This window comes from Streptomyces genisteinicus (genome assembly GCF_014489615.1).
In the GTDB taxonomy this organism is placed as follows: Bacteria; Actinomycetota; Actinomycetes; order Streptomycetales; family Streptomycetaceae; genus Streptomyces; species Streptomyces genisteinicus.
In genome coordinates this window covers 1902238-1927015 of record NZ_CP060825.1, presented here as the reverse complement: position 1 = coordinate 1927015, position 24778 = coordinate 1902238, and the positions used below count along the sequence as shown (strand labels likewise).

Here is a 24778-nt window from a genome sequence, read left to right as displayed (position 1 = left end):
GTTAACCGGGACGGCGGCCCCGTGGCCTGCCGCGGCCCCCGGGGACCCGGGCCGAAGTGATCGAAAGCGGGCGCAGTACCGTGGTCGGGTGGACAACAGGCAAGCAATCGGATCGTGGCTCTCCGGGCCCCGCGCTGCGGCCGAGGAGATGGGTGTCGACTTCGGGTACCGGGGCGAGCGCCTCGGGCTGCCGGAGTCGGGGCCGGGTTCCGTCGCCCCGCTCGGGCGGCGTTTCGGGGCGCTCTTCCTCGACTGGGGTCTGTGCTTCCTGATCGCATACGGCCTCTTCGCGCACAGTAGTCAGCAGGCCACCGGCAACCGAGCCCTGCTGATCTTCTTCATCCTGGCGGTGCTGACCGTCGGCACCGTCGGCTCCACCCCCGGCAAGCGGATCTTCGGCCTGCGGGTGATCTCGGAGAACGGCGGCCGCCTCGGCTTCGGCTGGGCCTTCCTGCGCAGTGCTCTGCTGTGCATCGCGATCCCCGCACTCGTCTGGGACCGCGACGGCCGCGGTCTGCACGACCGCCTCGGCCGAGCGGTCCAGGTCAGGATCTAGACCCCGGACCCGCCGCCACCGGCCGCCGGGTCCCGCGTGTACGAGAGAGCCCGCCGGGACAGCGTCCCGGCGGGCTCTCTCGTACACGCGCGCCGGCGTGCCGGGTCAGCGCATCTTGCCGCCGCGCGGCATCCGCATGCCCTTCGGCATCGGACCCTTGGGCAGCGGCATGTTGCTCATGAGGTCGCCCATCGCGCGCAGCCGGTCGTTGGTGGCGGTGACCTGCGGGCCGGTGAGCACGCGGGGCAGCTTCAGCATGGTGGTGCGCACCTTCTTCAGCGGCACCTGGCCCTCGTCGTTGCCCACCAGGATGTCGTGCACGGGGACGTCCACGACGATGCGGTTCATCTTCTTCTTCTCGGCCGCGACCAGCGTCTTCAGCCGGTTCGGGTTGCCCTCGGCGACCAGCACGATGCCGGCCTTGCCGACCGCGCGGTGCACCACGTCCTGGTTGCGGTTCATCGCGACCGCCGGGGTCGTGGTCCAGCCGCGCCCCACGTTCTGCAGGACGGCCGCGGCCGCGCCCGGCTGTCCTTCCATCTGCCCGAAGGCGGCGGTCTCGGCACGGCGGCCGAAGATGATCGCCATCGCCAGGAAGGCGAGAAGGAAGCCCAGGATGCCCAGGTAGATGGGGTGGCCGATCAGGAAACCGATCCCGAGGAAGACACCGAAGGTGACGATTCCCACAGCCGCGACCACCAGACCGACCTTCGGGTCGGCCTTTCGGGTCATCTTGTACGTCAGAGCGATCTGCTTCAGTCGCCCGGGGTTCGCAGCAGCGTCACTGCTGTCTGATTTTGCCTTCCTCGCCATACGGGGAAGTTTACGTGCCCTACGAAGTGCGGGCAGCCACGGCCTCGAGTACGTGCTCGGCCTCGACGCGGTCCTTGGCGCGGCGGCGGTCCTCGAGCACCGCGGCCCAGGCGTTGCGGCGGGCGGTGCGCTGGCCGCTGCCCAGGAGCAGGGCCTCCATGGCGCGCAGGGCGCCGGTCACGGTCGGGATGGCGGTGGCGTTCACGGGACGGACAGGAGCGGCCTGCATGGTGGGACTCCCGGAGTGGGCAGAAGGGGAAGCTGAGCGTGCAACGAGCGTCACAGATCGGTGTTACCAGGGCGTGACTGAGCGGTCAAACCGCGATGAAACGTTTGGGCGGACGTCTTCGGGCCGCTCTCCGACACGGCGGCGGCCCGCCCCCGGCCCCGACCTGCGGAGACGGGGACGGGCCGCCTTCAACTCGCTCCTACTGGGCGGTAGTTGCTTGTGCCTGAATTCACATGGCGTCGGCGGGGGTCGAGATTCCGGGCCCCGGGCCCGCACCGAGCGGCCGACCGCGCCCCGGGACCGGGTCCGCACCCGCACCCTACGCGGCGGCTCGGCTCCGCCGCGCGGTGCGGGTGGTCGCGCGGTGTCTCGCCTGTGCTGCGGCCGCGTGCCCGCCCTCGTTCCTCGGGCGGCCCCGCACCCTACGCGACGGCTCGGCTCCGCCGCGCTGTGCGGGTGGTCGCGCGGTGTCTCGCCTGTGCTGCGGCCGCGTGCCCGCCCTCGTCCCTCGGGCGGCCCCGCACCCTACGCGGCGGCTCGGCTCCGCCGCGCTGTGCGGGTGGTCGCGCGGTGTCTCGCCTGTGCTGCGGCCGCGTGCCCGCCCTCGTTCCTCGGGCGGCCCCGCACCCTACGCGGCGGCTCGGCTCCGCCGCTCCATGGCCTGCTGGAAGAGGCGTCCCGCCCGGTACGACGACCGGACCAGCGGCCCCGACATCACACCGGAGAAGCCGATCTCGTCGGCCTCGTCCTTCAGCTCCACGAACTCCTGCGGCTTCACCCAGCGCTCCACCGGGTGGTGGCGCACGGAGGGACGCAGGTACTGGGTGATCGTGATCAGCTCGCAGCCGGCGTCGTGCAGGTGCCGCAGCGCCTCGCTGACCTCCTCGCGGGTCTCGCCCATGCCGAGGATCAGGTTCGACTTGGTCACCAGGCCGGCCTCACGGGCCCGCGTGATGACCTCCAGCGAACGCTCGTAACGGAAACCGGGACGGATCCGCTTGAAGATCCGCGGCACGGTCTCGACGTTGTGCGCCAGCACCTCCGGCCGCGAGGAGAAGACCTCGGCCAGCTGCTCGGGCACCGCGTTGAAGTCGGGGATCAGCAGCTCGACCTTGGTGTGGCCGCTCTCCCGCTCCGCCGTCATGGTGTGGATCTGCCGCACGGTCTCCGCGTACAGCCAGGCGCCGCCGTCCTCCAGGTCGTCGCGGGCGACACCGGTGATCGTGGCGTAGTTCAGGTCCATGGTGACCACGGACTCGCCCACGCGGCGGGGCTCGTCACGGTCCAGGGCCTGCGGCTTGCCGGTGTCGATCTGGCAGAAGTCGCAGCGCCGGGTGCACTGGTCGCCACCGATCAGGAAGGTCGCCTCGCGGTCTTCCCAGCACTCGAAGATGTTCGGACAGCCCGCCTCCTGGCAGACCGTGTGCAGGCCCTCGCTCTTCACCAGCTTCTGCAGCTGGTTGTACTCGGGGCCCATCTTCGCCCGGGTCTTGATCCACTCGGGCTTGCGCTCGATGGGGGTCTGGCTGTTGCGGACCTCCAGGCGCAGCATCTTGCGTCCGTCGGGTGCGACTGCGGACACGACCGGCTCCCTACAGCTTCGATTCTTCGGCGAACACCAGAGTACGCCCGATAAAAGTGCGGCCTTACGCTTGGCCAACCCATGGCCCGGGGTGTGCATTCCCCGGGACCGCGGCCCACGCCCTCGGGCGGTGGCCCGCTCGACCCCTCAGGCGGTCGCCCGCTCGACGGCGCGGGGCTGCGGGTCCGCGTTCTCCAGCACCTCCCGCAGGTGCCCCTCGAGGACCGGCAGCACCTCGTCGATGGTCACGTCCCGCCCCAGCTCGCCCGCGAGCGAGGCGACGCCCGCGTCGCGGATGCCGCAGGGCACGATCCGGTCGAACCAGGTGTTGTCCGGGTTCACGTTGAGCGAGAAGCCGTGCATCGAGACGCCCTTCGCGATCCGGATGCCGATCGCCGCCAGCTTCCGGTCCTCCCGGCGCTGCCCGGCGTTCGAAGGCGCGTACTCCGGGCCGTTCAGCCGCGCGTCGAACTCCTCGTCGTGCAGCCGCGGGTCGAAGTCCAGCGACAGCCCGCCGAGGGACGGGCGCTGCTCCACCGGGTCGCCCAGCACCCACACGCCGCTGCGCCCCTCGATCCGCGAGGTCGCCAGCCCGAAGTCGGTGCACGTGGCGATGAGCGCGTCCTCCAGCCGCCGCACATGGGCGATCACGTCCACCGGGCGCGGCAGCTTGAGGATCGGATAGCCCACCAGCTGGCCGGGACCGTGCCAGGTGATCTTGCCGCCGCGGTCCACGTCGACGACGGGGGTGCCGTCGAGGGGGCGCTCGCTCTCCTCCGTGCGTCGTCCGGCCGTGTAGACGGGCGGGTGCTCCAGGAGCAGACAGGTGTCGGGGATCTCGTCGGCGAAGCGGGCGGCGTGGATCTCGCGCTGCTTCTGCCATGCCTCCCGGTACTCGACGGCGTCGTCGCCGAACCCCAGTCGGACGAACCGCAGCTCACTCACGGCTGTGCCTCCCTCGAACCTCCGTCCGGCGATGGCCGGACCCAGCCACTGTACGGCGGCGCAAGGACACCTCTCCGGGCAGGTGGATTCCCGCAGGTCCGGCACGGGACCCGGTGCGGGATCCGGCACGGCGTCAGGCACGGGATCCCGCACGGACCGCAGTGCGGCCCGCATGTGCAGGTCCGGTGAACTCCGTCAGCGCCACGGGCGGTGACGCCATCAATCCTCACACGATCGGATGAATGTGGGGCGAAGGCGGCGGAAAGGGCCGGTCGGGCCGCTAAATTCGCGCCGTTCATTGAGGGGCTGCTCCCGGCCCGGAAGGCAGGAGACCCGACAGCAGATGACGGAACGAGCCCCGCAGCGCACGCCGAACCGGCAGCTCGCCGCGCTCATCGCAGAAGCAGGCTTCTCCCATGCCGGGCTCGCCCGCAGAGTCGACCAGCTCGGCCTCGAACACGGTCTCGACCTGCGCTACGACAAGACCTCGGTCACCCGCTGGCTGCGCGGGCAGCAGCCGCGCGGCACGACCCCGGCCCTGATCGCCGAGGTCTTCACCCGCAGACTCGGCCGCCGCCTGTCGGCCCAGGACCTCGGGCTCGACGCGTGCGCCCCGGTCTACGCGGGTCTGGAGTTCGCGGCCACCCCCGAGGAGGCCGTCGACATCGTCAGCGGCCTGTGGCGCAAGGACTCCGGCAACCACGCCGAGCTGAGCAAGATCGCCTTCACCCCGGCCGGGCTGGTCGTCCCCAGCCGCGACTGGCTGATCGGGCGCGCGGACGAACGCGTCGGCCGCGGCGAACCCGCGCCCCCGGGCTCCGGGCGGGTGCCCGCCCAGGGCACCCGCATCTCGGTGCCGCGCCAGCGGGGCACCGAGCGAGGGCCGGGCCAGAAGGTCTCCGGCGGCGACGTCTCCGCGCTCCGCTCGGTCGGCGAGCTCTTCCGCGCGCTCGACCACGCCTACGGCGGCGGCCACGCCCGCCAGGCCCTGGTGCGCTACCTGGAGCACGAGGCCGAGCCGATGCTGCGCGGCACCTACGGGGAGACGCTCGGCCGCCGCCTCTTCGCGGCCGCCGCCGACCTGACCAGGCTGGCCGGCTGGACCTCGTACGACATGGCGGCGCACGGCCTCGCCCAGCGGTACTACGTCCAGGCGCTCCGGCTGTCCCAGGCCGCGGGCGACCGCGCGTACGGCAGCTACGTCCTCGTCACCATGAGCCGCCAGGCCGTCTACCTCGGGCACGGGAGGGAGGCCGTGCAGCTGACCAGGGTCGCCCAGCAGGGGGTCGGCTCCGCCGCCCCGCCCCTGGTCCAGACGCTGCTGCACGCCGCCGAGGCCCGCGGCCACGCGGTGCTCGGCGAACCCCGGGCCTGCAACGCCGCGCTCGCCCGCGCGGAGCGCGCCCTCGACGCGGCACGGCCCGGCGACGACGTACCGCACTGGGCCCGGGGCGTCGACGAGGGCCAGCTCGCCGACGAGATCGGGCACTGCCACCGCGACCTCCAGCAGTACCGGTCGGCGGTCCAGCACGCGGAGCGCTCCCTCCAGCTGCGCGCCCCCGCGCTCGCCCGCAGCCGGCTCTTCACCCGTGTCGTCCTCGCCACCTCACGCCTCGGCCTCGGCGAACTGGAGCAGGCGTGCGCCCTGGGGGCCGAGGCGGCCCTTCAGGCGTCCGAGATGCGTTCCGCACGGGCGTCGGAGTACGTGCGCGAGTTCGAGCGGCGCCTGGAGCCGTACCGGGACGCAGGACCCGTCCGCACCTACCGGGACCGGGTCTCGGCCCTGCGGTAGCGCGATAGCGCGGTGTCGGCGGGGCGCGGGCGGTGCGGGCCGCCGGCCGCCGGGCGGGACGGCAGGGCGGGGAGCCCCCGGGCGCAGGGCACCCGCGCGCTCCCCGCGGACACGAGGCGGCACACGGGTGCGCCGCACCCCGCACGCGCCGACGACGACGAGGTGGCGTGCGACGGGGACCCGGGCGGAGTCGCGTCGACACCGCCGGTCCGGTTCGGCTGCGAGGGGCGCGACCGGATCGTGCACCTCGCGGGCGCGGGGGCCGGCATGAGACGCGGCCCTCGCCGGCGTCCTTCAGCCCTCGCGGGCGCGGGGCGCGGGGCCGGGGCACGTCCCGGATCTCCCAGCGGTACGGCCGGGGCTCCGGACCCCGGCCGTAGTCGCGGCCCCGGCGCCCCGGCGGCCGCCTGCCCGGACCGCTCGCCTTCCCGCGCCCCGGCCGGAGGCCCGTTTCGGCGGTGGCCGGAGCGTGTGCCCGCGCACCCGGCGGACGCCGGGCGCGGCGGCCCCGCAGGCCTGCCCGGGACCGCCCGTCCGCCGTCCCCTCAGGCGGCCGCCGTCAGCGCGGCCGGCGCCCTGTCGTCGCGGATCCCGAAGTCGGACAGGACCGCCTGCGCCGCGCGGCGGCCGGAGAAGAGGGCGCCCTGCACCGTCGCCGTGTCCCGGTGGGTGCCGCAGACGTAGAGGCCGGCCAGCAGCCGCACCGGGCGGCGCGGATCGTGGGGCGCCGGCATCGACGCCACCGCCTCGGGGTCGTGGTGGACGGCCAGCAGCTCCCAGTCGTCCGTCGGCGTCCCGTACAGCGAGGAGAGGTGCCGCCGCACCGCGCGGTCGGCGTCGGCGGGAGGTGCGCCCAGCACGGTGGACGAGACCAGGGCCCGGCCGCCGGGCGCGCGCAGCGGATCGACCTCGCTCATCACGGCGGTGTACGCCACCGGCCCGCCGCGGTCCGCGTCGAGCACCAGGGACGGTCCGGTCGCCGGCGGTTCGGGCGCCGCGTGGTGCACCACGGTCAGCGGGCGGTACGACGGCACCCGGAGCCCCGGCAGCAGCCCGGCAGCGGCCGGGCCGCCCGTGGCGACCAGCACGGCACGGCAGGAGATCTCGCCGTGCTCCTCGGTCGTGACACGGTTCACCGCCACCTCCGTGACCCTGACGCCGGTCCGCACCGTGCCCTTCGGCAGGGAGCCGGCGAGGTGCAGCGGCAGGGCGCCCGCACCGCCCGCCGGGACGCAGAGCCTGCCCCGCGCGTATCCGCGCAGCACCAGGTCGGCGCAGCGGCTGGACGTCGACAGCTCCGGGTCGGCGAGGAGCGCCGCCAGCAGGGGGTGCAGAAAGCCGTGGACCGTGCGCGCGGGCAGGCCCCGGCCGTACAGCGCGTCGGCCACCGGACGCTCGGGCCGGGCGAGCAGCCGGCGCACCGGCGTGCCCGCCAGGCGGGCCAGGGACGCGCTCAGCCGGGCCTGGTCCAGCTGACGCGGCCGGGGGGCGCTCGCGAGGGCGCGCGCCACGGTGAAGGCTCCCCCCATGCCGCGCAGGGCGAAGGGCGTGCTCCCCGTCTCGCCGGTCCGCTGCAGCCGCCCGCCCTGGTGCACGAGCACCCCGGGCGAGAAGGTCGCCAGCGGGAGGTCCCGGAGGGCCGCCACCCGGCGCAGCTCCGGATAGGCGCTGCTCAGCAGCGCACTGGTGCGGTCGAGGCGGAATCCGTCGATCCGCTCGGTTGCTGTCGCGCCGCCCACCACGGGGGCGGCCTCCAGGACGCCGACCCGCACTCCGGCGCTGGTCAGTCGATGGGCCGCCGCGAGTCCGGCGAGCCCGGCCCCCACGACGACGACGTCCACGTGATCCATGTGATGCGCGTCCTCCGCTTGCGATGCGGTGCTGAGCACATGCCCCTCCCCGAGGCCGGCGCGGCTGGTGGGAGGGTCATGCCCCCAACAGGCCCGAGCGATACCCGAGTCGGAGTCGAGCCTAGGCAGCCGTCGCGCCGCCGCGCAGTCGCGCACGCCACGGGTCACCGGAGCGCGGGGGCGCACGCCCCCGGCGCCCCGGCGGTGGTGAGCGCCGACCGGTCCGCGCACGGGGGACGCGCCTCAGCGCAGTGCCGCGGCGATCGCGTCCTCGACGCGCGGGAAGGCGAAGGTGAATCCGGACTCCAGCAGCCGTACGGGCAGCGCCCGCTGACTGCTCAGCACGTCCGAGGCCATCCCGCCCAGCGCCAGCCGCAGGGCCGGTTCGGGCACCGCGAACAGGGTGGGCCGGCCGAGCACCCGGCCCATCGCCTTGGTGACCTCACGGTTCGTCACCGGCTCCGGCGCGGTCAGGTTCACGGGCCCCGACAGGGACGCCGTGTCCAGCGCGTGCCGCAGCGCCGCCACCTCGTCGTGCAGCGCGATGAAGCTCCAGTACTGCCGCCCGCTGCCCAGCCGCCCCCCGAGTCCCGCCCGGAACAGGGGGAACATGCGGCCCCACGCGCCCCCTTCCCGTGAGACGACCAGCCCGGTGCGGGCGAAGACGGTGCGCACGCCCGCCTCCTGCGCCGGCGCCGCCGCCTCCTCCCACTCGACGCACACCTCCGGCAGGAAGCCGCTCCCCGGCGGCGCGTCCTCGTCCACGGCGCGGTCGCCGGTCTCCCCGTAATAGCCGACCGCGCTGCCGCTGACCAGCACGCGCGGCGGGTCGTCCAGCGAGGCCAGGGCCTCCGCGACGGCCGCGGTGCCGAGCACCCGGCTGTCCCGGATCTCCCGGCGGTACTCCTCGGTCCAGCGGTGGTCCCCGACGCCCGCGCCCGCGAGGTGCACGACGCCGTCGCAGCCCACGAGACCGGCCGTGTCCACGTACTGCCGCTTGGGGTCCCACGCCACCTCGTCGTCGGCGCGCGGGGTGCCGCGCACCAGGCGCACCACCTCATGTCCGTCGGCGCGCAGGGAGCGCACGAGCGCCCTGCCGATGAGCCCGGAGGCGCCGGTGACGGCGATGCGAGATTTCTGCATGCCCCCATCGTGCCCCAGGCGCCCCGGTGTTCCGCGTGTGAGCGCCCGGCGGGGCGGAAAGGGGGCGGCGCCCGTGGCGGGGCGCGTGGCACAGTGGCCGCATGCCAGCCGAGCCCACCGGTCCCGCCCCGCGTGCGGGGGCCTTCACGGTCCGCCCCGCGCTCCTGTCCGACGACGCAGCGCTCGGCGGACTCGACCGCGCGACCTGGTCGCCGCTGCACGCCGTGACCCCGCGCCCGCAGCCGCCGTACGAGCCGTTCTTCGACGAGGCCCACCACGCGCGGGACGTGCTGGTCGCCGAGGACGCCGACGGCACGGTGCTCGGCTACATACGCCTGGTCGCCCCCACCCCGCTGGAGTGCAACCGGCACGTGCGCCAGATACAGGGCCTGGCGGTCGCGGGCGAGGCCCGCGGCCGGGGCGTGGGACGGGCGCTGCTGCGGGCGGCCTGTGACGAGGCCGTCCGGCAGGGCGCCGTCCGCATCACCCTGCGCGTGCTCGGCCACAACGCGCCCGCGCGGGCGCTCTACGCCTCCGAGGGCTTCGCGGTGGAGGGCGTGCTGCCGGGGGAGTTCCACCTCGACGGGCGCTACGTGGACGACGTCCTGATGGGCCGCGCGCTCCCGCGCTGACCGCGCCGCGCGCCTGCGCACCGGGACCGGAACCCGCCCGGCACCGGAGCCCCGCCCCGGAACCGGAAGCCCGGCACACGCACCGCGCGGCGGGCACACGAACCCCGCGCCCGGGACACGAACCCCACCCCGGCACGGGAGCCCCCGTCACACGCCCCGGGCAGCGGACCGCCGCGTTCAGGCCGTGCCGAAGCGGTCCCACAGGCTCGGGAGGCGGCGTGCCAGGGCGGCGTCGTCGTCGACGTCGAGCGGGGTGCCGGCGGGCTCGGCCGGCTGCGGGGGGATGCCGAGGTCCGGCGCATCGACACCGGTCAGCCGCTCGTACGCCTCGTCCGCCGCGTACCCCAGCTCCTCCCCGTCCCCGTCGACGTCCTCGTCGAAGTCCGCCAGCAGTTCCGCCAGGCTGTCCGGCTCGTGGACGCCCCCCTCGAAGACCTCCCGGCCCCGCCCGATCAGCCAGCAGCGGAACGCGTCGAACGCGTCGTCGCCCGCACCCCCGAGGAGCACCGCCGCGGCCGCCCACAGGTCCCAGGTGTACGAGCGGTTCCACCGGGCCTCGAAATGGCGGGCGAAGTCCAGCACGGCGTCGGGGTCGAGCCGCAGGAGCCGCTCCACGAGGAGGTCGGCGTGCTCGTCCGGATCGCCGCCGGCGGCCTCGCGGGTGCCGTCGACGATCTCCCAGAACTCCGTCTCGTCCATCACGGGACAAGCATCACGGCTCCCGTGGGGACGCGCACGCGGGGGCCCGGCGCCGCTCCGGGGCATCCGCGCGACCCGTCCGGAAAGCCGGACAGAAGGTGTCCGGTATCCGTGCGACGGTCGGTGCATGACCACGAACGAGACGTCCCGGACCCGTACCGGCCACCCGGCCGCCGCCCCCGCCCCGCACGCCGCCGGCACCGTGACGGCGCCCCCGGACAAGCCGCTCACCGGCAGGATCGCCCTGGTGGCCGGTGCCACCCGCGGCGCCGGCCGGGCCATCGCCGTCGCCCTCGGCGCCGCCGGTGCGACCGTGTACGCCACCGGCCGCACCACCCGGGAGCGGGTGAGCGAGATGGGGCGCCCGACGGAGACCGTCGAGGAGACCGCGGAGCTGGTGACCGCGGCCGGCGGCGAGGGGATCGCCGTGCCCACCGACCATCTGGAGGCGGACCGGGTCAGGGCGCTCGTCGCCCGGATCGACCGCGACCACGGCCGGCTCGACATCCTGGTCAACGACGTCTGGGGCGGGAACCGGCTGCTCGACTTCGACACCCTGATGTGGGACGTGGACCTCGACCGGGGCCTGCGCATGATCGACCTCGGCACCCGCACCCACATCATCACCGCCGCCATCGCCCTGCCCCTGCTGGTACGGAACCCCGGCGGGCTGGTCGTCGAGGTCACCGACGGCACGGCCGAGACCAACAAGGAGTACCGCGAGAACTTCTACTACGACCTCGCCAAGAACATCCCGATCCGCATGGCGTACAACCTCGGCGAGGAACTGCGGCCGGCCGGCTGCGCGGCCGTCGCGGTCACCCCGGGCTTCCTCCGGTCCGAGGAGATGCTCGACCACTTCGAACTCACCGAGGAGACCTGGCGGGACGGCATCGAGAAGCAGCGGCACTGGGAGCTGTCCGAGTCGCCCGTCTACGTCGGACGCGGCATCGCGGCCCTCGCCGCCGACCCCGGGCGCGCCCGCTGGAACGGACTCTCCCTCGACAGCGGGCGGCTGGCCAGGGAGTACGGCGTCACCGACGCCGACGGCAGCCGGCCCGACGTGTGGGGGTTCATGCTGGCGGAGAAGGCCGGCGAGAACCCCTCGGCCGCCGACTACCGCTGACCCGGCCGCCCGCCGGCCCTCCGCGCCCGGCCGGCCGCCTCAGCCGTAGAGGTCGCGCAGCCCGGCCGCCGCCCGGACGAACCGCTCCCGCAGCTCCGGCGGGCCGAGGACCTCCACCTCCGGTCCCAGGGACAGCAGTTGGGTGTACGCCACCTCCGGCGACTCCACCGGCAGCGTCAGCGTCACCCGGCCCCCGGCGTCCGGGGGGCCGGCGGCGGCCAGGGCCTCCTCGGCCGCCGCACGGTCCGTCACATGGGGCAGCCGCCGGGCGCCGTCACCGGTCACCCGCACGACCACCTCCGAGCGCAGCAGCGAGCGGGCGAACGACTCCGCGCGCTCCGACCAGAACGACGGCAGGTCGAAGTCCTCGTCACGGTCGAAGCCCTCCCCGGCGGCCTCCGCCGAGACGAACCGGTCGATCCGGTACACCCGGGGCGTGCCGTCGGCACGGGCGCACAGGTACCAGACGCCCGCCTTCAGCACCAGCCCGTACGGCTCCAGCTCGCGCTCCACGTCGCCGTCCCTGCGCCGGTACACCGCCCGGACGCACCGGTCGCTCCACACCGCCCGCGCGAGGACCGGGAGCAGCGGCGGCGTGCTCGGCTCCTGGTACCAGCCCGGGGCGTCGAGATGGAAGCGCTGCGCGGCGGACTCGGAGGCGTCGCTCAGCGCCGGGACCAGCGCCGCCGACACCTTGAGCCGTGCCGCCGACGCCGCGTCCTGAAGCCCCATCTCCCGCAGCGCGCCCGGCAGTCCGGAGAGGAACAGCGCCGCCGCCTCGTCCCGGCCGAGGCCCGTCAGCCGGGTGCGGTAGCCGCCGATCAGCCGGTAGCCGCCGGTGCGCCCCCGGTCCGCGTAGACCGGGATGCCCGCCTCCGACAGGGAGAGGGCGTCCCGGGCGACGGTACGTTCGGACACCTCCAGCTCCCGCGCCAGTTCGGCCGCCGTCATGACGTCCCGCGACTGGAGCAGCAGCACCATCCTGATCAGCCGGGCAGCGCGCATGCGCTCATCATGGCGCAGCCCGGCCGCCGGCAGCGGCGGGGCTCAGGCGAGCGGCTCCTGGAGCTCGGTCACCCACGCCGCCGTGTCGGGCGGGCACTCCAGGTACACCTCCCGCGGGTACCCGGCGGACCGGTGGCCGCCGGCGTCGATCCACCGGGCCAGCGCCTGCTCCGTCGTCAGCACGTCGTCCATCGCGCCGCGGTGCACGATGGTCGCCGCGCGCTCGACGGCGGGCAGGTCGGCGACCTCGAAGTCCGGCCCCGCGGCGGTGCCGTGGGGCACCGTGCAGCCCGCGTGGACGCGGACGGCGCCGCCGCCCCCGGGAACGTCCTCGTAGTACGCGACGCCCGGGCCGCACGGGTCGACGCCCGCCGCGCGCAGCCGGCGGTACAGCTCCTCGTACAGCGGGCCGATCACCGGGCCGATGTGCTCCGGGCGGAAACTCGCCGCGGTGCCCGACAGTTCGGCGACGCGCACCGCGGGGATGCTCTTGATCATGATGTCCTGGGTGGGCATCTGCCCCTCGCTCTCGATGGACCGGAGCCTCGCCTCGACCTGCTTCAGCCGTGCCGCCGACGCGGCCACGGCCTCCTCCAGTTCGGCCCGGCGCAGTGCGAGCATCCCGCGCAGTTCCTCCGTGCCCGGCCGGTCCTCGAGGATGCGGCGCACCTGCTCCAGCGTGAAGCCGAGATCCTTGAGCGCGACGATGCGGTTGAGCCGGTCGAGCTGGGCCGCCGAGTAGTGGCGGTAGCCGGTGAAAGGGTCGGTGCGTTCGGGACGCAGCAGCCCGATGGCGTCGTAATGACGCAGCATCCGGGCCGACACGCGGCCGTGCCTGGCGAAGTCTCCGATGGTGAACATGACGTCTCCCACTGCACGGGTTCACACGGTGTCAGGGTCAAGCATCGACCCCGGAGCCAGGGTCGGGCATCGTCCCCCGCAGCCGGCGGCGGGCGTCGCCCCCGCCGCCGGTCCGGGGTCCGGCGGGCCCGCCCGGGGGACCCCGCGCCGGCCCGCTCCGGATCGTGCGGCGGCGGTGTCCGTCCGTGCCCGGACGGACACAGAGGGCATACTGGGGAGCCGGGCGGGTCGGTGGGGAGGGCGGGTATGCGGGGGGCGGTACTCGACGGCCGGTACGAGCTGACCGAACGCCTGGGCCGGGGCGGCATGGGCCAGGTCTGGTCCGCCCGCGACGGGCGGATGCAGCGGGAGGTCGCCGTCAAGCTCGTGACCGCGTTCCCCGACGCGGGCGAGGAGGAGACGTTCCTCCGCTTCCGGCGGGAGATCAGGTCCGCGGCCAACCTCCCCGGCCGCCACACGGTCACCGCCCACGACTGCGGCGAGGCCGTCATCGACGACGAGCCCGTCCTCTACATGGTCATGGAACGCCTCACGGGCCGGACCCTCGCCCAGGAGATCCGCCGCGAACGGCCGCACTGGCGCACCGCGGTGGGCTGGGCGAGCCAGGTCGCGACCGCCCTCCACGCCGCCCACACGCTGCGGATCGTGCACCGCGACATCAAGCCGGAGAACGTGATGTTCGCGGCGGACGGCGACGTCAAGGTGCTCGACTTCGGCATCGCCAAGTTCCTCGGCGACACGGCCCGGGCGGGCGGCCTCACCCGGACCGGCGTGCCCATGGGCACCCTGCTGTACATGTCGCCCGAGCAGGCGCGGGGGGACACGGACGTCGACCACCGCACGGACCTGTACTCGCTCGGCTGCCTGCTCTACTTCATGCTCACCGGCCGCCCGCCGATGGTCGCCGACAACGTGCTCGCGCTGGTCTACATGCACGCGGAGGCGCAGATCCCGCCGCCCCAGGCGCTGGTGCCCGCGATACCGTCCGGGCTGGGCGCCCTGGTCATGCAGCTCCTCCAGCGGCGGCCCGCCGACCGGCCCGGCTCCGCGGGCGCGGTGCTGGAGCGGCTGAAGGAGCTGGGCGCCTCCCGCCACCTCGGCGTGACCACGACGCAGGTCCCCGCCGGCGACCGCGCCGAGGCCGAGGTGGCGGCCAAGCTCGCCGGGGCCCGCGACATCTACCAGGCCGCCATGCGCGACGCGAGCGCCCGCGAGGCGGAGGCGGAGGCGGTGCTGGACGAGGCACGGCGCCGGGCCGACGAGATGCTCACCGACGCCCACCGCGAAGCCGGCGTGCTGCGCGCCGAAGCCGAGCGCCACCGGACGGAGCTGCGGCACCGCACCGAGCAGGAGATCCTCGCGCTGCGCACCCGCGGAGAGCGGGAGACCCGGGACCGGCGCGCCGAGGCCGACGCGCTCGTGGCGGAGGTGCGGGAGCAGGCGGCGCAGGCCGCCGCCGAATTCGAGACCGCCCTCGCCAAGCGCCGGGAGCAGGCCGAACGCGACCTGGCCGCGCAGCGGGCGACGGCGGAGAAGCGGGTCGCCGAGCTCGAACACCGGGCGGAGCAGCTGTCACTGGAGTCCGAGCGCCTGCGCACCGAGGCCGAGGAACGTGCCCGGCGCACCCTCCAGTCCGCACAGCGGCAGGTGGAGAACGTCCTCCGGGACGGCGACGCCAAGGCCGCGGCCGCGCGCGCCGAGGAGGAACGCGCGATGAACTCGCTGACGGAGCTGCGGGGCAGGGTGACGCGGATGCTCGCCGACAGCAGTCTCACCCCGCTCGACGACCTGGCGGAGCAGCGCGCCGAGATCCTGGGACGCCTCAGCTCGCTCCGGGACGCGCTCCTCGACATCGCCGTGCGCCGCGCGGCCGCCCACGGCTACGCGGACGGCTCCCCGCCCGGTGCCGGTGCGACCGACGACCGGCGCAGCCCCGACCTGCCGGCCGGACCGGCGCGGCCGGCGCGGGCACCCGGGACGCGGCCGCCGGAGTACCCCGGTGAGACGGACGCGATGCCGCGGCGCGAGGCCCGCAGGCGGGCAGAGCGCGCCGCGGAGGCCGAACGCGCCCCGGAACGGGCCGGGCGCGCCGGACCCGCGGAGACCCAGCGCCCGGCCCGGCCCGCCGGCCACGCCGAGCGGCCTCCCGAGTCCCAGGCCGACCGCACGGAGCTCCTGCGGCACTTCTTCGGGCGCGGCGACGGCTCGGAGGCCGACCGCCTGGAGGCCGACCGTTCGGAGCTTCTGCGGCACTTCTTCGGGCGCGGCGACGGCTCGGTGCCCCCGCGGCGGTCCGCCCCCGGAGACGGCGGCGAGGCGTCCCGCCGGTCGCGGGAGCCGGACGAGGATCCGGAGCAGCGCCAGGTGTGACGGCTCGCGGACGCCGCGGGGGCCGCCCGGAACCGGGCGGCCCCTGCGGGACGGCGACCGTGCGGCGGGCGGGACGCCGTCCCGCCCGCGCCTGCTACAGGCCGTAGCGCTCGCGCGCCTCCTTCACGGCGGACGCCGGGACCTCGCCCCGCTTCGCCAGCTGGGCCAGCGCGGCGACCGCGATCGACTGCGGGTCCACGCCGAAGTGGCGGCGGGCCGCGTCACGGGTGTCGGAGAGACCGAAGCCGTCCGTGCCCAGCGACGACCAGTCCTGCTCCACCCACTGGCTGATCTGGTCCGGCACCTGGCGCATCCAGTCGGACACCGCCAGCACCGGGCCGGGGGCGCCGGCCAGCGCCTGGGTGACGTACGGGACGCGCTCCTCGCCGCGGAGCAGGGCCTCGTCCGCCTCCAGGGCGTCCCGGCGCAGCTCGCCCCAGGACGTCGCGGACCACACGTCGGCGGCCACGTTCCAGTCGTTCGCCAGCAGCTCCTGGGCCGCCAGGGCCCAGTGGATCGCCGTGCCCGAGGCGAGCAGCTGGAGACGCGGGGCGTCCGTGCCGGCCGAGCCCTCGTTGAAGCGGTACAGGCCCTTGACGATGCCCTCCTCCACGCCCTCCGGCATGGCGGGCTGCGGCTTCGGCTCGTTGTAGACCGTCAGGTAGTAGAAGACGTCCTCGGCGTCGGGGCCGTACATCCGCCGCAGACCGTCCTTGACGATCACCGCGATCTCGTACGCGAACGCCGGGTCGTAGTTGAGCGACGCCGGGTTGGTGGCGGCGATCAGGTGCGAATGGCCGTCGGCGTGCTGGAGGCCCTCACCGGTCAGCGTGGTGCGCCCGGCGGTGGCGCCGACGATGAAGCCCTTGCCGAGCTGGTCGGCGAGCTGCCACATCTGGTCGCCGGTCCGCTGCCAGCCGAACATCGAGTAGAAGATGTAGAACGGGATCATCGTCTCGCCGTGCGTCGCGTACGACGTGGCGGCGGCGATGAAGTCGGCCATGGCGCCGGCCTCGGTGATCCCCTCGTTGAGGATCTGGCCGTCCTTGGCCTCCTTGTAGTACATCAGCTGGTCGCGGTCGACCGGCTCGTACGTCTGGCCCAGCGGCGAGTAGATGCCCGCGGACGGGAACAGCGACTCCATGCCGAAGGTGCGCGCCTCGTCGGGGACGATCGGCACCCAGCGCTTCCCGGTCTGCTTGTCCCGCATCAGGTCCTTGACCAGGCGGACGAACGCCATGGTCGTGGCCATCTCCTGCTTGCCGGAGCCCTTCTTCAGCGCGGCGAACGCGCGCTCCTCCGGCTCGGGCAGCGGTGCCGAAGCGTGCAGACGGCGGGCCGGGGCGGGGCCGCCGAGGGCGGCGCGGCGCTCCTGGAGGTAGCGCACCTCGGGGGAGTCGGCGCCCGGGTGGCCGTAGGGCACCAGGCCGTCGGCGAAGGCGCTGTCCGCGATCGGGAGTCCGAGCAGGTCGCGCATGCCCTTGAACTCGTCGGTCGTCAGCTTCTTCATCTGGTGGTTGGCGTTCTTGGACTCGAAGCCCTTGCCGAGGGTGAAGCCCTTGACCGTCTGGGCGAGGATCACCGTCGGCGCGCCCTTGTGCGCCAGCGCCGCCTTGTACGCCGCGTACACCTTGCGGGCCTCGTGGCCGCCGCGGGAGGTGTGGAAACACTCGGAGATCTTGGCGTCCGTCAGCAGTTTCGCCAGCTCGACGAGGGCCGGCTCGGCGCCGAAGAAGTGCTCGCGGATGTAGGCGACGTCGCGGGTCGCGTACGTCTGGAACTGCGCGTCCGGCACCTCCCGCAGGCGGCGCACCAGCGCGCCCGCCGTGTCGAGCTGGAACAGCTCGTCCCAGGCGGAACCCCACAGCGACTTCACGACGTTCCAGCCGGCGCCGCGGAACTGGGCCTCCAGCTCCTGCACGATCTTGAAGTTGGCGCGGACCGGACCGTCGAGGCGCTGCAGGTTGCAGTTGATCACGAAGGTCAGGTTGTCCAGGCGCTCGCGGGAGGCGAGGGCGAGTGCCGCGGTCGACTCGGGCTCGTCCATCTCGCCGTCGCCGAGGAAGGCCCAGACGTGGGAGTTGCTGGTGTCCTTGATCCCGCGGCCCTGGAGGTAGCGGTTGAACCGGGCCTGGTAGATCGCCGACAGCGGGCCGAGGCCCATGGAGACCGTCGGGAACTCCCACAGCCAGGGCAGCCGGCGCGGGTGCGGGTACGAGGGGAGGCCGTTGCCGCCGGACTCCTGGCGGAAGTTGTCGAGGTGCGCCTCGGTGAGGCGGCCGTCGAGGAAGGCGCGGGCGTAGATGCCGGGGGAGGCGTGGCCCTGGATGTACAGCTGGTCGCCGCTGCCGTCCCCCTCCTTGCCGCGGAAGAAGTGGTTGAAGCCGGTCTCGTAGAGCCAGGCCGCGGAGGCGAAGGTGGCGATGTGGCCGCCGACGCCGAACCGGGAGCCGCGGGTCACCATGGCGGCCGCGTTCCAGCGGTTCCACGCGGTGATGCGCGCCTCCATCTCCTCGTCGCCGTCGAGCGCGGGCTCGGCGGAGGTGGGGATGGTGTTGACGTAGTCCGTCTCCAGCAGCCTGGGCAGGGCGACGCCCGCCTTCTCGGCGTGCTGGAGCGTGCGGCGCATCAGGTACGCGGCGCGGTGCGGTCCGGCGTGCTCCGCGACTGCGTCGAGGGAGGCCGCCCACTCGGCGGTCTCCTCGGCGTCGCGGTCCGGGAGCTGGTCGAGCTCGCTCGGAAGCTTGCCTACGGGGTCGGTCATGATCGCCGCCTTCCGGACAGGAGGGGGGTGGAGATAAGGGGGTGCCGTGTCTGGCAGGACAGGGCGAACGGGTCGGTGGACCCGCCGAAGACTGTAAGTCGCTGATCGATGATCGATCAAAGGTTGGGGTGAAATTGGCATCCGGTGCCGCAAAAGTGGGCACGGGGTGCCTGGGTAAATGCCCCCTAAACGCCCTCTTCTCCCGGGGGCCTCTCGAGCACCGTGAGCCCACTTCCAGCCGCGCCGGCTCGCAGGGTGATCCCGGGCTCGCGCGGCGGCGGCCTGTGGTCCCGGTCCGGAGGGCGGCCGGCTCCAGCCCCGCCGGAGCGGGGCACGGGCACGGGCCGGGCTGCGGGCGGGGTGGTGGTGGCGGCACGGCCTGCGGCCGTCGTCCTCAGGCGCGCACGCGCCCCGGGACCGCAGTCCCGCTAGGGCTGAACGTGCCCGGGAGCGCAGCCCCCGAGGCCTGAACCGCAGCCCCGCGCGGGGCTGAACCGCGGGCCGCCGCTACGCGCGCGGTGCGCAGCCGAGGACGTGGGCCTTCACGAGGGCGCCGATCTCCGGGTCGCGCCGCCGGAACGCCTCCACCAGATCCTGGTGCTCCTCCGCGTAGGACTTCTGCACCGTCCCCAGCCACCGGATCGACAGCGCCGTGAAGACCTCGATCCCGAGGCCCTCCCAGGTGTGCAGCAGCACGCTGTTGCCCGCGGCCTTCACCAGCTCCCGGTGGAAGGCCACCGTGTGGCGCACCTGGGCCGTGCCGTCGGCGTGCCGGTCCGCCTCGTAGAGGGCCGTCACATGGGGCTCCAGCGCCGAGCAGTCCGCCGCCAGCCGGTCCGCCGCGAGCTCCGCGGCGATCTGCTCCAGACCGGCCCGGACCGGATAGCTCTCCTCAAGGTCCGCGGCCGTCAGGTTCCGCACCCGTACGCCCTTGTTGGGCGCCGACTCGATCAGCCGCAGCGACTCCAGTTCGCGCAGCGCCTCGCGCACCGGTGTCTGCGAGACCTCCAGCTCCGTCGCGATCCGGCGCTCGACGATCCGCTCACCGGGCTTCCAGCGCCCGCTGACGATCCCCTCCACGATGTGCTCGCGGATCTGGTCGCGCAGCGAGTGGACGACGGGGACGGTCATGAATGCGCTCCTCACCAGATGGCCGACGCCGAGGTTACCGGAGAGGAATCCCCCCGCACCCTCCGTGGGCGTGCCGTGCCGCAGGGTCCCGGACGGCGGCCCCGCCGTCCCGCCGGGCCTCCGCGAGGACGGGAAACCGCACGTCGTCAGGGTGCGGGCGGGTGGACGGCCGCCGAGGGCCGGTCGGCCGCCACCGCCTCCAGCAGAGCGGTCAACTCGGCCGTGTGACGCGGATAACGGCGGATCAGGGCCGCGATCCCGGTCACCGCGCGGGCCCGCTCCGCCGGCTCCGGGGCCGCCCGCACGGGCGGCACCTCGCCGCCCGGGCCGGCGAGGACGGCGGCCAGCGCCCGGTGCACGTCGGCGGAGTACGCGTCGCCGAACTGCGTCCGCTCCAGTTCCGCGCAGAGCGCGAGCGTCTCGGTGTCCGGCTCGCTCCCGGAGCAGGCGCGCTCGATCCGGCGGCGCAGCGCGTCGCGGTCCTCCGCGCAGCGGTAGGCCTCCTCGACGCCGTCGGCGGCGGCGAGGTGGAGCAGCGCGTGCCGCACGGTCCGGTCCGTGCCGCTGCGGGCGGTGAGCACGACGAGCGCGTTCGGGCCGACCAGCATGTCCGCGTGCGCGACGAGCAGCTCCCGCGACTCGCGCAGGGTACGGGCCGACGCCCAGGTGTCGATCAGTTCGACCGTCCGCGGGAGGTGGAACGCGACGTCCGGTCCGTGCTCGACGGCGGTGCTCCACAACTGCAGATGCGCGGCGACCTCCGGCTGGAGCGCGACCAGCTCGGCGAGCGCCGTTCCCGCCTGCCGGGTCCGCAGCCAGCGGTGCTCGTCCCAGTAGGCGCGGGACGACGCCCAGTCCTCGCAGTCGAACCACCCCATCAGCGTCGCCGTGGCGTGGGAGGGCAGGCCGAGCCACGCCGGCGCGCGGCGCCACCCCCGGGAACCGGCCTGCCGCACCAGACGGCGGACCAGGGCCGACTCCGCCCTGCCGCGCTCGGCGTGGCGCACCAGCAGCTGACGGGCGTGGAAGACCTCGGCGGGCTCCGGCCGCGGGGCAGCGCCCGCACCGCCGCCGCTGCCCTCGCGGCCGCCGCGGGCCGGGCAGGCGAGGGCCGCCAGGGCGCGCACGGCGTCCTCCGCGGTCCCCGCCCCCAGCTCGAACCCCAGCCGGAGCATCCGCATCCGCCGGGCCGCCGCCGGATGACCGGCCAGCGCGTCCTCGGCCCGCCGGGCCGCCGCGACCGCGACCCCGGGAGTCCCCGCCGCCTCCCCGACCAGCTGCAGCCCGCCGAGGGCTTCCGCCAGCATGTCCGTGTGGGCGCCGGGGTCCGCCGCGGCGCAGGCGGTGAGGAGCGTGACGGCCTCGTCGGCCGCGGCCCGCGCGCCGTCGTGGTCGCCCCGGCCGGCCAGCAGCCGCCCCAGCGCCCCCACGGCCGCCGCCAGGGGCGCCGTCCAGTGGGCCGGCTCGTCGTCGGCCAGCTCCCGGAACATCCCGAGGGCCTCGCGCAGAGCGGCCAGCGCCTGCCGCGGACGGGAGTTCTCCGCCAGCCGGAGGGACAGGTTGTAGGACGAGCTCGCCATCACCCGGCGCCGGGCCCGCGGATCGCCTGCGGTCAGCTCGCGCTCCAGCGCCAGGGACTCCTCCGTGACGGCGAGCGCCTCCTCGTGGGCGCCCGTGCGCGCCAGGCGGAGTCCGAGATTGCCCAGCGACCGCGCGAGGCCGCCCGCGTACCGCCCGGGTTCGTCCCCGGCCAGCTTCCGGTACAGGGCGACGGCGTTGCGCGCACAGGTGAGCGCCCGGTTCCCGTCGCCCAGGTCCGACAGCCGGCAGCCGAGGGCGTCGCAGCTCAGGGCGAGGTCGCCGAGGTGGACGGCGGGCAGGTCGTCGGCCAGCCGCCGGTACAGCTCGACCGCTTCCGCGGTCGCGTGCACCGCCGCGACCGTGTCGCCCGCGTCGGCATGGTGGTTGCCGAGGTTGTGCAGGGACGCGGCCAGGTCCGCGAGGTGCGTCACGGGGTCCCGGCCGGCCGCCTCGCGCAGGAGTCCGACGCTCTCCAGGACCGCGTCCAGGGCCGCCCGGTACTCCCCCCGCCGGCCGAGCGCGGTGGCCAGCAGGGTCAGCGAGCGCGCCGGCCGGTCCGCGGCGGCCGCCGGGTCCCCGGCGACGAGGGCACGGTCGAGCGCCACCGCCTCCTCCGCGTGGGCCAGGGCCTCCCGGTGCTCCCCGACGACCAGCAGCCGTCCGGCGAGCACGGCGAGCGCGTCCGACAGCCCGGCCCGCCCGGCCGCGGGACCGCTCGCCGCCACCTGCCGCGCCGCCTCCAGCCCCTCCCTGGCGGGCGCGAGGGAGTCCCGGTCCCGCCCGGCGGAGCCGAGCAGCGCCGCCAGGTTGCCCAGGGCCTTCGCCAGGCGCGGCAGATGGTCGCCGGGCCGGTCGGCGGCCGGGTCGCGGTGCAGCCGCACCGACTCCTGGGCCGCGTCGAGGGCCTCCGCCGTCCGTCCCGCCGCGTCGAGTTCGACCGCGAGGTCCCCGAGGGCCGTCGCGAGGAGGTGCGCATGCGCAACGGGCGCGTCGTCGGCCAGCCGGCGTGCCACGGCGACCGCCTCGCGGCAGCCGTCCAGGGCCTCCCGGCGCCTGCCGACGGCCCGGAGGTGGGTCGCATGGTTGATCAGGAACCGTGCCAGCAGCGGCAGATGGACGGACGGGCGGCGGTCCGCCAGCTCCCGGCAGAGGCCGACCGCCTCCTCCGTGAGGGCCGCCGCCGCCTCGCGCTCGCCCGACTCGTACAGCCGGGCGGCCAGGTTGACGAGGTACGAGGGCAGTCCGGGCCCGAAGGCGTCCGGGTCCCCGGCGGCGAGCTCCCGCTGGACCCCGGCCGCCTCCCGGGCGGCCTCCAGGGCCCCCGCCCGGTCCCCCGTGGCGGCCAGCCGGTGCGCCAGGGCGTCGAGCGCCCAGGCCAGCGCCGGCCGGTGGGCGGGGCCGCTGCCCGCGAGCTCCCGCCACAGCCCGGCGGCCTCACCCGCGGCGGCGACGGCCTCCCCGGCGCGTCCGGCACCGTCCAGCAGCACGGCGGCCTGCTGGAGGACGAGCGCGAGCACCGGGCGGAACGCGCGGCCGTTGCGCCGGTCCAGGTCCCGCACCATCGCGATCCCCGCCGGACCGGCGTCCAGGGCGTGGGCGGCGAGACCGGACAGGAGGTAGGGGTTGGCCCGCTCCGGTGCGCGTGCCTCGTCCGCCTGCCGCAGCAGCAGGCCGACCAGCGCACGGGCCACCCGTTCCCCGGCGAGCGGGCCGTGCCCCGCCCCGGCCCCCGCGGCCGCGTTCCGCAGGTGCTCGACGAACTCCCGGTGGTACAGCCGGTACACCGCCTGGGACCCGTCGGTGTCCTCCACCACGAACGCGCCGTAGGCGCCGAGGAGCCAGTCCACGTCCTCGGGGCCGTAGACCGTCCCGGGGCCCCCGAGGGCGGCGGCCGCGCTCTCCCACACGCCCCGGGCGGGCATGCCGCGTCCCACCCCCCACGCCAGGGCCGTGAGCAGATCCCTCGCCGCGCCGGGCAGGACGGCGCCCTCGCGCACGCGCTCCGGTCCCCGCGCCAGCTCCTCGGCGAAGGCGTCCCCGACGGACTCCGGCAGGGCGGGCGGCTCGCCCGGGACGAGTTCCGCCGCCCGGCCGATCAGCGACCGCGCCACGATGCGCGCGAAGAGGAACCCGCCGTCGTCCGCCGCGGCGCGTTCCGCCACGGCCCGGGCCGACGCGTCGCACACGTCCGCCGGCAGGCCGCCCCGCTCCAGCCGCCGCCGCACGTATCCGGCGATGTCCTCCGCGGTGCCGGCGTCCCGGTCCAGATCCGCCACCTGGACCCGGGTGCCCAGCCACCGGGCCAGCGTGCCGTGCAGGCTCTCCTGCGGGGCGGCGTACGGACGGAACGGGCGGGCACGGGAGCCGAGGAGCACGGACGCGACCCGGCTGAGCGGCACCAGCAGCTGCTCGGCCACGGCCGCGGCCTCCTCCGGCGCGGCCTCGTCCAGACCGTCGAGCACCAGCACCGGCGGGCGTCCCGGCCCCCGCGGCTCCAGCTCCGCGACCAGCGCGGCGGGAGAACGCGGCGCGGGCAGGTCCAGCTGCCGGGCGAGTGCCTCCGCGAGGTCCTGCGCGGTCATGCCCCGCAGATGGAGCGCCGCGTCCACCGCGTTCCCGCCCGGATCCGGGTCCCCGTCGAGCAGCGCCCCGTGGGCGAGGACCTCAGCGCGGCGCCGCGGGTCCGACAGCGTCGCGACCCGCCCGAGGACCGCCGACTTCCCGCTGCCCGCACCGCCCGTGACGAGGAACAGACCGGGTTCGCGGGCGGCGAGCCAGGCGACCACGTCGGTCAGCACCGCGTGCCGGCCGGTGAAGAACCAGCCCTCCTCGGTGCGGCCCGCCCCCCGGGCGGCGAGCACCAGGTGCTCCACCAGCTGCTCGCCCGCGTCGCCGCGCAGCCGGGGGTTGCGGAACATCGGCAGCGCCCGGCCCGTGGAGGCGCTCGCCGGGCGCTGGCCGTCGTCGTCCCAGCGGGCCAGCACCTCCTGGAGGACGGCCTCGCCGGTCACCCCCGCGTTGCGGACGCTCCACTCGTGCCGGTACGCGCCCGTGCCGGACGGTCCGTCGCGCAGCACCTCGGTCAGCGTGTCCATCAGGACACCGCGCCCCGCCGCCGGCTCGTGCGCCCGGCAGCCCGCGAGCACCCCGAGCCACTGGGCGCGCCCCGGCGGCAGCACGGCGGAGGCGAAGTCCTCCATCGCGCGGCGCAGCGGCTCCAGTACGCCCGCCCCGGCGTGGCAGGTGTCGACGACCAGCAGGACCTGGTCGGCCCCCGAACGGAGCGCCGCCTCGGCCAGCAGCTCGGTGCGGTAGACCTGTGTCTCGGCCGAGGGGTCCTGCGTGTCCGCGGTGATCAGGTGCAGCCGGCCCCGGTGCAGCTGCGCATGGCCCGACCACAGCACCACCGCGGGGCCGCCGCCTCCCGTCCCGGCGTGCGCCGCCGACCAGCTCTCCAGCCGGTCGCGCACGGTGCCCCAGTCCGGGTCGGCCACCGTCTCGGCGGTGCAGCCGTATGCGGTGAGCAGCCCGGCCAGCGTCTCCAACTGCTGCCGTGCCCCCGGCAGTTCGGGAACCAGGCCGCTGCGGTGGCGTTCGACCACGACGCCGATCGCCGTGCCGGCGCCCGTGTGGCCCGCGGGGGAGGCGCGGCGGGGGCCGGGCGGGCCGCCGGCGTCCCGCGACCGCCCTTCCCTTCCG

Annotated in this window: 17 protein-coding genes; 5 read left to right on the top strand and 12 right to left on the bottom strand. The window is 75.4% G+C overall.

Features of this window, described 5'->3' with window-relative positions; translation table 11 throughout:
* Positions 1-88 precede the first annotated feature (88 nt).
* A complete protein-coding gene (locus IAG43_RS08450; protein WP_187740140.1) occupies positions 89-556 on the top strand; it encodes an RDD family protein in 468 nt (155 codons plus the stop codon).
* 105 nt (positions 557-661) lie between these two features.
* Here the strand turns inward: IAG43_RS08450 and IAG43_RS08445 are convergent, their stop codons facing one another.
* The 4 genes from IAG43_RS08445 to lipB all read right to left on the bottom strand — a co-directional run bounded on the left by IAG43_RS08445 (position 662) and on the right by lipB (position 4125).
* Positions 662-1369: a DUF4191 domain-containing protein gene (locus IAG43_RS08445; protein WP_147990187.1), complete on the bottom strand. Its 708-nt coding sequence runs from the start codon at positions 1367-1369 to the stop codon at positions 662-664.
* A 19-nt stretch (positions 1370-1388) separates the two neighbouring features.
* The gene (locus IAG43_RS08440) at positions 1389-1598 is read right to left on the bottom strand and encodes an SCO2195 family GlnR-regulated protein (protein WP_187740139.1); all 210 of its coding nucleotides are present in this window, start codon (positions 1596-1598) and stop codon (positions 1389-1391) included.
* Between the two features lie 628 nt (positions 1599-2226).
* Positions 2227-3180: a lipoyl synthase gene (gene lipA / locus IAG43_RS08435; protein WP_187740138.1), complete on the bottom strand. Its 954-nt coding sequence runs from the start codon at positions 3178-3180 to the stop codon at positions 2227-2229.
* A 147-nt stretch (positions 3181-3327) separates the two neighbouring features.
* The gene (lipB, locus tag IAG43_RS08430; RefSeq protein WP_187740137.1) at positions 3328-4125 is read right to left on the bottom strand and encodes a lipoyl(octanoyl) transferase LipB; all 798 of its coding nucleotides are present in this window, start codon (positions 4123-4125) and stop codon (positions 3328-3330) included.
* 343 nt (positions 4126-4468) lie between these two features.
* On the opposite strand from lipB, the gene IAG43_RS08425 reads away from it, so the two are divergent.
* Positions 4469-5917, top strand: a complete 1449-nt coding sequence (locus IAG43_RS08425) for an NsdA family TPR-like regulatory protein (protein ID WP_187740136.1) — start codon at positions 4469-4471, stop codon at positions 5915-5917.
* Between the two features lie 545 nt (positions 5918-6462).
* Here IAG43_RS08425 and IAG43_RS08420 read toward each other — a convergent pair.
* Both IAG43_RS08420 and IAG43_RS08415 read right to left on the bottom strand, forming a co-directional pair.
* Positions 6463-7767 (bottom strand): NAD(P)/FAD-dependent oxidoreductase, encoded by a 1305-nt coding sequence (locus tag IAG43_RS08420; RefSeq protein WP_187740135.1) that lies wholly within the window; start codon positions 7765-7767, stop codon positions 6463-6465.
* 243 nt (positions 7768-8010) lie between these two features.
* A complete protein-coding gene (locus IAG43_RS08415; protein WP_187740134.1) occupies positions 8011-8910 on the bottom strand; it encodes a TIGR01777 family oxidoreductase in 900 nt (299 codons plus the stop codon).
* Between the two features lie 101 nt (positions 8911-9011).
* On the opposite strand from IAG43_RS08415, the gene IAG43_RS08410 reads away from it, so the two are divergent.
* The gene (locus IAG43_RS08410; RefSeq protein WP_187740133.1) at positions 9012-9542 is read left to right on the top strand and encodes a GNAT family N-acetyltransferase; all 531 of its coding nucleotides are present in this window, start codon (positions 9012-9014) and stop codon (positions 9540-9542) included.
* Between the two features lie 177 nt (positions 9543-9719).
* Here the strand turns inward: IAG43_RS08410 and IAG43_RS08405 are convergent, their stop codons facing one another.
* On the bottom strand, positions 9720-10241 hold the full coding sequence (locus tag IAG43_RS08405; RefSeq protein WP_187744352.1) for a DUF4240 domain-containing protein: 522 nt from the start codon (positions 10239-10241) through the stop codon (positions 9720-9722).
* Positions 10242-10368: 127 nt separating this feature from the next.
* Between IAG43_RS08405 and IAG43_RS08400 the strand changes: the two genes are divergently transcribed.
* The gene (locus IAG43_RS08400) at positions 10369-11367 is read left to right on the top strand and encodes an SDR family oxidoreductase (protein ID WP_187740132.1); all 999 of its coding nucleotides are present in this window, start codon (positions 10369-10371) and stop codon (positions 11365-11367) included.
* Positions 11368-11406: 39 nt separating this feature from the next.
* Here IAG43_RS08400 and IAG43_RS08395 read toward each other — a convergent pair whose 3' ends face one another.
* Together IAG43_RS08395 and IAG43_RS08390 are read right to left on the bottom strand one after the other, a co-directional pair.
* Complete coding sequence (locus IAG43_RS08395; protein WP_187740131.1) at positions 11407-12372, bottom strand: helix-turn-helix transcriptional regulator; 966 nt, start codon at positions 12370-12372, stop codon at positions 11407-11409.
* A 42-nt stretch (positions 12373-12414) separates the two neighbouring features.
* Complete coding sequence (locus IAG43_RS08390) at positions 12415-13233, bottom strand: MerR family transcriptional regulator (RefSeq protein ID WP_187740130.1); 819 nt, start codon at positions 13231-13233, stop codon at positions 12415-12417.
* Between the two features lie 246 nt (positions 13234-13479).
* Here IAG43_RS08390 and IAG43_RS08385 point away from each other — a divergent pair, with 246 nt between their 5' ends.
* Positions 13480-15603, top strand: a complete 2124-nt coding sequence (locus IAG43_RS08385) for a serine/threonine protein kinase (RefSeq protein ID WP_187740129.1) — start codon at positions 13480-13482, stop codon at positions 15601-15603.
* 94 nt (positions 15604-15697) lie between these two features.
* Here IAG43_RS08385 and aceE read toward each other — a convergent pair whose 3' ends face one another.
* The 3 genes from aceE to IAG43_RS08370 all read right to left on the bottom strand — a co-directional run bounded on the left by aceE (position 15698) and on the right by IAG43_RS08370 (position 24681).
* On the bottom strand, positions 15698-18367 hold the full coding sequence (gene aceE, locus IAG43_RS08380; protein WP_187740128.1) for a pyruvate dehydrogenase (acetyl-transferring), homodimeric type: 2670 nt from the start codon (positions 18365-18367) through the stop codon (positions 15698-15700).
* A 507-nt stretch (positions 18368-18874) separates the two neighbouring features.
* Positions 18875-19498: a GntR family transcriptional regulator gene (locus tag IAG43_RS08375; protein WP_187740127.1), complete on the bottom strand. Its 624-nt coding sequence runs from the start codon at positions 19496-19498 to the stop codon at positions 18875-18877.
* A gap of 146 nt (positions 19499-19644) precedes the next feature.
* Positions 19645-24681: a tetratricopeptide repeat protein gene (locus IAG43_RS08370; RefSeq protein ID WP_187740126.1), complete on the bottom strand. Its 5037-nt coding sequence runs from the start codon at positions 24679-24681 to the stop codon at positions 19645-19647.
* Positions 24682-24778: the final 97 nt, after the last annotated feature.